6 protein-coding genes are annotated in these 9,826 nt (G+C 54.8%); 4 read left to right on the top strand and 2 right to left on the bottom strand.

All coding sequences use genetic code 11. The features are described from left to right. Window positions 1-196: DUF2299 family protein (locus VGK23_06985; GenBank protein HEY3420281.1), on the bottom strand; the 196-nt coding region annotated here is incomplete at its 3' end. Window positions 197-394: 198 nt separating this feature from the next. Between VGK23_06985 and VGK23_06980 the strand changes: the two genes are divergently transcribed. Continuing rightward, entirely contained in the window at window positions 395-1,408 is a 1,014-nt protein-coding gene (locus VGK23_06980; protein HEY3420280.1) for a hypothetical protein, read from the top strand. Between the two features lie 92 nt (window positions 1,409-1,500). Then, on the top strand, window positions 1,501-3,195 hold the full coding sequence (locus tag VGK23_06975) for an FAD-dependent oxidoreductase (GenBank protein HEY3420279.1): 1,695 nt from the start codon (window positions 1,501-1,503) through the stop codon (window positions 3,193-3,195). A gap of 34 nt (window positions 3,196-3,229) precedes the next feature. On the opposite strand, the gene VGK23_06970 is transcribed toward VGK23_06975, so the two are convergent. Beyond that, the gene (locus VGK23_06970) at window positions 3,230-6,145 is read right to left on the bottom strand and encodes an MMPL family transporter (protein HEY3420278.1); all 2,916 of its coding nucleotides are present in this window, start codon (window positions 6,143-6,145) and stop codon (window positions 3,230-3,232) included. 284 nt (window positions 6,146-6,429) lie between these two features. Here VGK23_06970 and VGK23_06965 point away from each other — a divergent pair, with 284 nt between their 5' ends. After that, complete coding sequence (locus VGK23_06965; GenBank protein HEY3420277.1) at window positions 6,430-9,264, top strand: cation-transporting P-type ATPase; 2,835 nt, start codon at window positions 6,430-6,432, stop codon at window positions 9,262-9,264. A gap of 136 nt (window positions 9,265-9,400) precedes the next feature. Next, window positions 9,401-9,808, top strand: a complete 408-nt coding sequence (locus VGK23_06960; GenBank protein ID HEY3420276.1) for a hypothetical protein — start codon at window positions 9,401-9,403, stop codon at window positions 9,806-9,808. The last annotated feature ends 18 nt before the right edge of the window (window positions 9,809-9,826 follow it).

The raw sequence follows: 9,826 nt of genomic DNA, 5'->3' as shown, positions 1-9,826 counted from the left end.
GGGTGATGCCTGAAGCGATTATGACCATGTCCTCCTTCCCTTTTTGCTGGGCCACGTCGAGAACTGCCTGCGGGCCTATCTCCACAACGTAATGCCAGTTCGCCTTGTCGTCCGGTATCTTGTCCCGATAGATACCAGCTTCGACCAGCCAGTCCTTGACCTTTTTCCCCAGGTCCTCACGGTCGTTGTTGAACACGGTCGATGTCTCCGATGCCGCATGTCCTTCTGAGATTAAAATTATGCAAGGCACCTTTCGATTCTGATCATAACGCAGAGATACTGATGGATCTAGTCATTCATCGATGGCCTCCGATCAGAACGATCTTTCCCTTGGTGGCAGTGGTAAACTGCCCGACGGATAGATTCATAGCTGAGTCAAACATTAACGATTGTTATGCTAGCAATCTCTCTCCTGTCTGGCGGTCTTGACAGCTCACTTGCCACCAAGCTGGTCCTGGATCAGGGAATCGAGGTCGTCGCCCTGAAGTTCACCTCACCTTTCTGCAATTGCGATTCCGGTGGGATCTGCCATGCGGCCAACATCGCCCGTGAACTGGGAATTGAACTGATCAACGTGGCCAAGGGCGAGGAGTATCTTGAGGTGGTCAGGAATCCAAAGCACGGGCGCGGCTCTGGAATGAACCCCTGCATAGATTGCCGGATATTCATGCTACGTAAGGCCAAGGCGATCGCAGATCAGATGGGTGCAAAATTCCTGTTCACCGGGGAGGTGCTTGGTCAACGGCCGATGAGCCAGCATAGGAAGGCCTTGGAGTTGATAGATCGAGAGACCGGTCTTGAAGGAAGGCTGCTGCGGCCCCTTTCAGCCAAACTGTTCCCTGCTACGGAGGCTGAGAAACAAGGCTGGGTGGATCGGGAGAAGCTTTTGGCAATTACTGGAAGGGGCAGGAAGACCCAGATCGATCTGGCGGAAAAGAACGGCATCGCTGACTATCCATGTCCAGCCGGGGGTTGTCTTCTTACCTCCAAAGAGTTCGCCGCAAAATTGAGCGATCACATGGTCCATCACCCTGATCGTTTGACGATGAGGGATATCTTCCTTCTGAAGACAGGCAGGCATTTCCGGGTCGACGGGAACAAGGTGATCATTGGCCGGAATGAAAGAGAGAATCACACGCTAAAGGATCTGGCCAACGAAGACATGGACGTACTGGAACCGATCGATGTCAATGGTCCGGTGTGCTTGGTGGAAGGACATGATCGCGGCACCATCGATAAGGCCGCTGCTATGCTGGCCAGGTATTCTGACGGAGGGAAGAGCCCCATTAGGGTAGGCATTGTCGGGATGAGGGAAATGGCGGGAGTGGTGCCGATCGATGATGTCATAATAGACGGCTGGAGGGTGGGGAACGATGGGAACGCCATCGCTTTACTCAGAACCCATTAGTCCCAATGCGGTCTCAGGTCCTCACTTCGCACGAGGTTCAAAACAGGAAGATATTTGGCCTATGCCCCCTCAATCGTTCACTCAGGTGATCAATCACGGCCGAGGCAATAAAGACCAGTGTTTTCGATGATAAGAGCAAGGCCGAACTTCTCAAGGTCCTCCAAGGTATGGCCAGTCCGATACGGATTGTCCTTTTCGTTCAGAAGGGCGCATGCCCCGGCTGCGAGACCCAGACCCAATTGTTGGAGGAATTGGCAGCCCTTTCAGAAAAGATCTCCCTGGAGGTTCGGGTTCTGGAAAAGGACAAGGAACTGGCAGCGAAGTTCAAGATCAGCAAGGTACCGGCCACCCTGGTTATTGGTAGCAAGGAGAACGGTATCAGGTTCTATGGCACCACCCTCGGATATGAGTTCCCGTCGCTCCTCTCCGCCATCATGATGGCCTCGACCGGCCATTCCGGATTGCCGCCGGAGATGGAGGAGATGATCAAGGCGATCAAAAAGGAGGTCCATATCCAGGTCATCGTCACGCTCACCTGCCCATATTGTCCCAAGATGGTGCATGTGGCACACCAGTTCGCTTTCGTAAACGATCTGATAACAGCGGACATGGTCGAGTCATCGGAGTTCCCGCAAGTGGTCCAGCGCTATGATGTGTATGGCGTACCCAAGACGGTGATCAATGAAACCCATACATTCGACGGAGCTGTTCCGGCGGCGAACCTCTACCTTGAGATCCTTAAGGCGGTCGATCCGGATGCATACCGCGAGATAGAGGATCTGATCCGGGATTCCGAGGGCGTAAGGAAGGCCAAGAAGGTCGATCCTCGCCACGGCTACGAGGTCCTCATAGTCGGTGCCGGGCCAGCCGCTATGTCGGCTGCGCTCTATGCCTCCCGCAAAGGGTTGGATGTGGCGATGATCGCCTCTAAGATAGGAGGTCAGATGACCTATACCGGGACCGTGGACAATTATCTGGGTTTCCCCTCGGTAGGCGGTGGCGATCTGTCCGAGGTTTTCCGAGAGCACTTCGAGAGGTATCCCGTCTCAGAGTCGATCGGGAGCGCCGTCATCGACGTTCGGAAGGAAGGGGATTCCTTCGCGGTCATGACAGAGGATGGTAAGAGGTATACCGGCAACGCCGTCATCTATTGCGCTGGTAAGGAGTATCGGAAGCTAGGTGTGCCTAACGAGGAGCATTTCATTGGCAGGGGGATCGGATTCTGCGCCAACTGCGATGCCCCTCTCTACCAGGACAAGAGGGTCGCGGTGGTGGGCGGCGGCAATTCCGCCTTTACCTCCGCCCGGGACCTGATAAGGTTCGCCCGCGAGGTGCATCTGGTCCACCGGAGGACAGATTTCACCGCCGACGAGCTGCTGGTCAAACAGGTGCTCGGCTCTGCAAAGGTCAAGGTCCATACGCCGATGACGGTGGAATCGTTCCTGGGCACGGAGAAGTTCTCTGGCATCCGACTTTCATCGATAGACGGGAAGGAAGCCATCGATCTATCGGTGGACGGGGTGTTCCTGGAGATCGGTCTCAGCCCGAACTCCGCTCCGTTGCGAGGACTGGCGGAGATGAATGATATAGGAGAGGTCTTGGCCAACAGGGACCAATCGACCGCCACTCCCGGATTGTATGTGGCCGGGGATGTGACCGACGTCGCTGAGAAGCAGATATCGGTATCCGTAGGCCAGGGCGCAGTGGCCGCCATCTCGGCCTACGAATACCTTTCCCGGAAGGGATTGACCAAGAGCCGTGCTGGCCAGAAGGAAGATTGGCAATAGGTAGCGCAGGCAAGGTCAATTTTGTCTTTCTCGGTCACTCCTTCTTCTGCGACTTCTCCATGCGCCCTTCTCTCTGCAACCTTCCGGGTGCCCACCAGGCACGTTTTCCCATCAGCGACATGGCCGCCGGTACGATGTAGGTGCGCACCACCATGGCATCGACCAGTATGGCGAAGGCCAGAGCGAAGCCGAACTCCTGGAGCATGGTGTTGCTGGAAAGCATCATCGATCCGAAAGCACCGCCCATGATAAGGGCCAAGGCGGTGATGATGCCTCCCGTCCAGTCGACGGCATCCACCACCGCTTCGTTGGTGTCCTTGCCCTTGTGCACCTCTTCCCTGATACGCGTAAGGATGAACACGTTGTAGTCCATGCCTATGCCCATCAGCATGATGAACAGGATCAATGGCACCATCCAGAGGATGGGCTTGTCCAGCCAGCTGCCGAAGACCAGGGACGTGGCAGCGAATGACCAGGAGATGCTCATGGCTATGGAGACCACGGCGAACGTAGGCAACAGGAGGGAGCCGAGGACGATCATCAGCACGATGAAAATACCGACGACCACCAAAAGTTCGATGGTGCCGAACTGTTCGTTCATCTGGACGCTCAGGTCATAGATGACCGCGGTGGAACCTCCGACCATTATGCTGGTCCCGGCCAAGATAGGTTCAGTGGACTTCTCCTGCGCGATCTCACTGCGCAGGGTCGGCATCAGGTTGACCGATTTTGCCGCCATTGGCTGTTCCTTCAGCACGACGGTGAGGAGAACGCTCTTGTTGTCCTTTCCCACGCTCTGCAGCATGGCCTCGACCAGCTGTGCCTTCGTCTCTGCTGGCAGCAATGAAAGGTTGCGATAATCGATGACAGTTCCATAGGGCCGTGTCGGGCCTGTCACCTGTTGAACCAGGGAGTTGCTTGCCACGGTCTTCGAGACGTTCTCTACCGCGTCCAGATAGGCCATGTTGAAGCTGGTCCCATTATAGATCACGATGCTTCCTGCGAACACGACATCGGTCGGCATGATCCTTCCGGCACCGAAATCGGCTGTCATGGCGTTCATCCCGGTGGTGCTCTCCGACGTGCCCATGCTTCCGATGAAATCGAAACTGGTCTCGGTCGTGAGGTACAGATATGTGGCCGGTACCGAGACCAATACGGACGCGACGAGGATGACCTTGGCATGACGGACCGAGAACTTGGCGGCCTTGTGGAAGTATCCATGCTTGCCGTCCTTTCTCTTTTGCATGGTCTTTTCGGAGAACCTCTTCCATCGTTCACCGGTCGTTGGCCAGAATATCCTATTGCCGAGCAGCATCAGCAGGGACGGGACCAGGGTAAGTGCTACCAGCAGTGCGACCACGATCGCCATACCGAGCACCAGGCCCATGGTCTGCACCATGGAGAAGGATGACAGTCCCATGGCGAAGAAGGCTATGACCACCGTCGCCCCACTGGTCACTATGGACTCGCCCGCCCAGGTGACCGAGGTGTGAACAGCCTGCTCACGGGTGGATCCCCTGATTCTTTCCTCCCGGTAACGGGTCATGAGGAAGATGGAATAGTCCGTACCCACCCCCATCAGCACCACGAAGAGCATGGTCAGGACGGTATACTGGATGTTCGCCACCAATGAACCTATTACGAATACGAGTGCTTGGCTGACTCCGAGCGCGACGCCTACCGCTCCGAGCGGTATCCACTGAGCCACTACCGACCGGAAGAGCACGCCCATCAGCACGATTATGATCACGATGGTCAGCGGCTCGATGATGGCCATATCATTCATCGAGCTCGACTCCATGTCAGAGGAGATGGCCGCATCACCGGTCACATAAACTGTGACCGGTGCGCCGGTATCGGACTTGACCTGTGACACTATGTTGCGGATGAAATTGACGTCCTGCACTAGCGGCTTGACGCCGGTGTTCTCTGTATAAGCAGATGTCACCGAGAACGTGGCCATGAACAGCATGGTCTTATTGTTCTCGGCGACCAGATTGCTGAGCAATTGGGCCGGTAACTTGATCGGATAGGTGGCAAGCGTTCCGTTCCCGATGATCTCTTCATTGAAAGCATGCACTTCCGCGAATTGATATGTGGGGTCAAGATTATAGACTGCCTCAAGGTAGATCATGTTGGTGATGTTGGCCATCTTGCCGATCATTCCCAGGGTGAAATCGTGAACCAAGGTCTGGTTGGAGAACGTTTCCAGGTTAAAGGCGGTCAGTACAGCATACATTACGTTCTTCTCGGCATCGGTGACCGGAGCGGACAACTCTCCTATGAACCCGCGGGCGACATTGTTTATGCAGTCATTCGCACGTGACACCGGATCTGCGACCAAGGTAGGGTTCGACGCGGTGGCGTTCCAGGCGTCGGTTATTGCGAAGTAGTATCGGTATGCCAAGTCCCTGGTCTGCGGCTTGACCGACTGGAGATAGGAATCAAGATATGCCTTGGTCTGGTTGAATGTCAGAGCATCGGTATCGGTGACGTTAAGCGATGGATACGCGGCATGTACCTGGACCCAGGCGGACATGTGCGCCGCCGGGATGCCATAGAGCAGGAACGCGCTCATGTTCACCTGCATTTGCGCTGGACGCATGGCCGGGCCTAGCTGGAGGACCACCTGGTCCATCATCATTCCGGTGGCCGAATAGGCCGAGGTCACGTTCTCTAAGAACCTGATATCATGGGAGGACTGGATCTTCTGCTGGAGATCGAGGACAAAATCCCTGGAAGCGGCATCGGTGACGTCATTCGATTGGATCACGACGAGTATGGTGCCATTGGCCACCGAACTTTGGAATTGTTGTGATATTACGTCCTGGGCCTGTAGGGACTCATAGCTCCCCGAAGCCATCTGAGATTCCTGATACTGGACCACGCTGTTCACCTGCAACATGGCCGGAACAGAGACCAGCAGGGCTATCACCCAGACGATCAAGACTTTCTTATAGTGCTTTGTTAAACCGCTTGCGATACGATCGAATATCAACCCAACCGCCTCCCATCGGCAATTTGCCGACCGTTGGTTGGACAGGTTCAACATCGAAGGGTGTAATATCTCTTGTCCTCTGACTTTCAATAGAAAATGCACAGCCATATACTGTCCGAACACGCCAAAAAGGACGATTTGGACGGATGTTCTCATCTAGTAGGCCGAGGCAAACTGTTATGGTCTAAATGCTGTCAATATTGACCATTCTTTCTGGGGTTGATGTGATTTCAATGGATTCGGACTATGGGGAGAGGGAGGGAGGAACCGGTCCTTTCCCACCCCTAGACCCTAAGTGGTCTGAGGAAGACATCGAAGAGATAATGGGTGCATTCAATACAACTAGGGAAGGGCTGAGAGAGGAGGAGATCGGCCGAAGACTGAAGGAGCACGGACCCAACCAGCTTCCCACAAAACATCGGGCGATCTACCAAAAGTTCCTCATCCAGTTCCGCAATCTGTTCAATATCCTATTGATCCTGGCCGCCATCCTTTCTTTCATCGTGGGTTACGTCTCCGATGACCAGAGCTCGATCTTCATGGGTGCCGTCATCCTCATGGTCGTCTTGATCAGCATTCTCTTCAGCCTGATACAGGAGAGGAGGGCGGAGCGCACCATGGATGCGATACGCGAGCTGGTGCCCCAGAACTCTAAGGTGATGCGCGATGGCAACGAGGTACAGGTACCAGTGACCGGGATCGTGCCCGGTGATCTGCTGGTCTTGGAGGAAGGCGATCGGATACCGGCCGATGGGAGGGTCATCGAATGCCACAACCTCAATGTGGACAATTCCTCCATAACCGGAGAGTCGGACCCCCAGCCTAGGACCTCATCAAGGGAAATCGTCCAGCCTGGATCGGGCATCAGCTCAAGGAAGAATATCGTGTTAGCCGGAACCAACGTTCTCTCCGGAACGGGAATCGCCGTGGTCCTAGCCACAGGGTCGAACACCCAATTCGGTCACATCGTCTCTCTGGCCATGGATGTCGAGGAGCCTCCGAGCCCCCTGCAGATGGAGCTAAACCGCACGGCCCGACTGAATTTCTACCTGGCTATCCTGGTAGGGTTCGCCTTCTTTTTGGTCTCAGTTTTCTATCTCGATCTGAGCGTGACCCTCGGTCTGTTGTTCATGATCGGGGTGATGATCTCGCTGGTGCCTGAAGGGCTGCAGGTCACCGTCACGCTGGCGTTGGCTCTGAGCAGTCTGGCCATGGCCAAGCAGAACATGGTGGTGAAGCGTCTGTCCGCCGTGGAGACGCTTGGTTCGGCCACGGTGATATGCGTAGATAAGACCGGTACAATAACGGAAGGACAGATGACCGCCAGGAAGGTCTGGCTGAGCGGAGAGGTCCTGGAAGTGTCGGGAGAGGGTTATGAGCCTAGCGGCTCCGTTTTCGTTTTGAGCAAAGCGGTCAGCTGCTCTCAAAGGGATGATCTGAAGATCTTAAGCCAGGCAATTCTGATCAACAACAACTCAACCCTTTCTCCGCCCTCTGGGCCAGGAAAGGGGCGATGGACCGCCATCGGCGACCCGATGGAGGCCGCCCTCATCGTGCTGGCAAACAAAGCTGGAGCTCTCGAACAAAAGATCATTGCAGGTATCGAGCGGGTAGGCCAGATACCCTTCGACCCATCTCGAAAGATGATGACCACCTTGGCCAAGGATTCTCGAGGCAACGTGAAGGCATACGTCAAAGGGGCAGGCATGGAGGTCCTGGAGCGCTGCGTTTCCATTCGATTGTACGATGAGACAAAGCCCTTGTCCGATGAAGAAAGGGCTGATGTCGTTCACACGATCAACATGTTCAGTGACCAGGCCTATCGGGTGCTGGCCATAGCCTACCGTACCGGACTGAGTACGGCGGACGTGAAGGATCCGGACAATATTGAGAACGCACTGGTGTTCCTTGGATTAGTGGCCTTTCTAGATCCCCCTAGGAAGGAGGTGCCCGAGGCGGCAAGAAGAGCTAAGGCCGCTGGGATCCGCATCATCATGCTGACTGGAGATCACGAGCTGACTGCCAGATCGATCGCCATGAAAGCGGGGATCGTCACCTCAGACTCCGCCATGATCGTCACCGGAGGTCAGATGGAAATGATTGACGACCTCACACTATCGAAGCGACTGGAGGAGAGGGAGATCGTTTTTGCCCGGATCACCGCTGGCCAGAAACTCCGGGTGGTCAGACTGCTAAGGAAGGCGGGCGAGGTCGTCGCAGTCACCGGGGATGGAGTAAATGATTCCCCTGCCTTGCTCGAGGGAGATGTCGGAATCGCCATGGGGCGGTCCGGCACCGACGTGGCCAGGGAATCTGCGGACATGGTGCTCCTGGACGATAATTTTGCATCCATTGTAAAAAGCGTTGAAGAAGGTCGGGCCGTATTTGACAACCTCAAGAGATTCATGTTATACGTGTTCACGCACAACTGGGCTGAACTGGTCGCCTTTATTGTTTTCATAATGCTGCACACGCCCCTGCCCCTGACAATAATCCAGATATTGGCCATCGATCTCATTCTGGAGATCCCAACCTCATTGTCACTTACCCTCGACCCTCCTGAGCCGGGCACCATGGAGCGTCCACCCAGGTCCAGGGCCTCCCGTATCTTCGGCAGAACTGCGCTTGCCAGGACGATGATCCTCGGCTCACTGATCGGGGTGTTTGCCCTGATGATATGTTTGAACATCTGGTCTCAGCACGGATGGACGATCGGCATGGGCACGATGTCGGACCAGAACGGTTATCTTCTGGGTACGACCGCTGTTTTTTCCGGTATAGTCGCCGGTCAACTGGGGACCATTATTTCGGTTCGCTCTGACCTCATCCGGCTTTCATGGAGGGGAAGGGAACACAACAGATGGCTGATATTCTCGGTGCTTCTTGAGTTTGGACTGTTGCTGTTGATGGTATATGTCCCGATCCTTCAGATGGCCCTGGGAACCGCAGCATTTCCTTTGGGGGTTTGGGTCATGCTTTATTCCATTGTCCCCGTCATCGTCCTATTGGAGCTGCTTAGACGGGCTGTCCACAAATTGTCTAAGCGACCTTCATCGGTCAACCCGTGAAACCCGTCGAAGCACATGAGCAAAATAGAATCCGATGCCAACCCTTTCATTCCTTGAACGATGCCCATAATTTCGATGTTGCGACGTACAAAATAGTAATACTGGCCCCCCAGAACCTTCTTTTGAGGTCTTCAAAATGTCAACGGGAGAAAAGCTGTTCGAAGAGAAAGGCAAGATGACGATGACGTACGTGGAATCCATCGATGCCAACGGCATCGTGATGAAGCAATCGTTCAACTCCGATGTGACGGGAGCAGATAAGTTCCCAAGCGGAATGAACATGGGGTCTGGAACGATCTGGATAGGAATGGACAATAAAGCACACGGCAAGTGGCATGGAATGATGATGACCCAGGACAACGAGACAATCGTCTGGAAGGGGTCCGGCCATTCCAAGCGGACCCAGGGGACGATAAGGGGAATAATGGTCATCACCTTCATGACCAAGTCAGAAAAGTATGCCTGGATGAATTCGATGATCGTGGTCAAGGAGCTTGACGGCAACATGATGGAGTTCAAGGCCACTGCCTATGAGTGGAAGTGAGCCCGCTCAGACATCCGA

Source organism: Methanomassiliicoccales archaeon (genome assembly GCA_036504055.1).
GTDB lineage: Archaea > Thermoplasmatota > Thermoplasmata > Methanomassiliicoccales > UBA472 > DASXVU01.
Note: the sequence above shows the minus strand (reverse complement) of the source record. Positions and strands in the feature narration are given on the sequence as shown.

Excerpts from the sequence above, each read along its gene's own strand:
- VGK23_06980 (HEY3420280.1), top strand. The coding sequence starts at position 395 with ATGCTAGCAATCTCTCTCCTGTCTGGCGGTCTTGACAGCTCACTTGCC.
- VGK23_06960 (HEY3420276.1), top strand. The coding sequence starts at position 9,401 with ATGTCAACGGGAGAAAAGCTGTTCGAAGAGAAAGGCAAGATGACGATG.
- VGK23_06965 (HEY3420277.1), top strand. The coding sequence starts at position 6,430 with ATGGATTCGGACTATGGGGAGAGGGAGGGAGGAACCGGTCCTTTCCCA.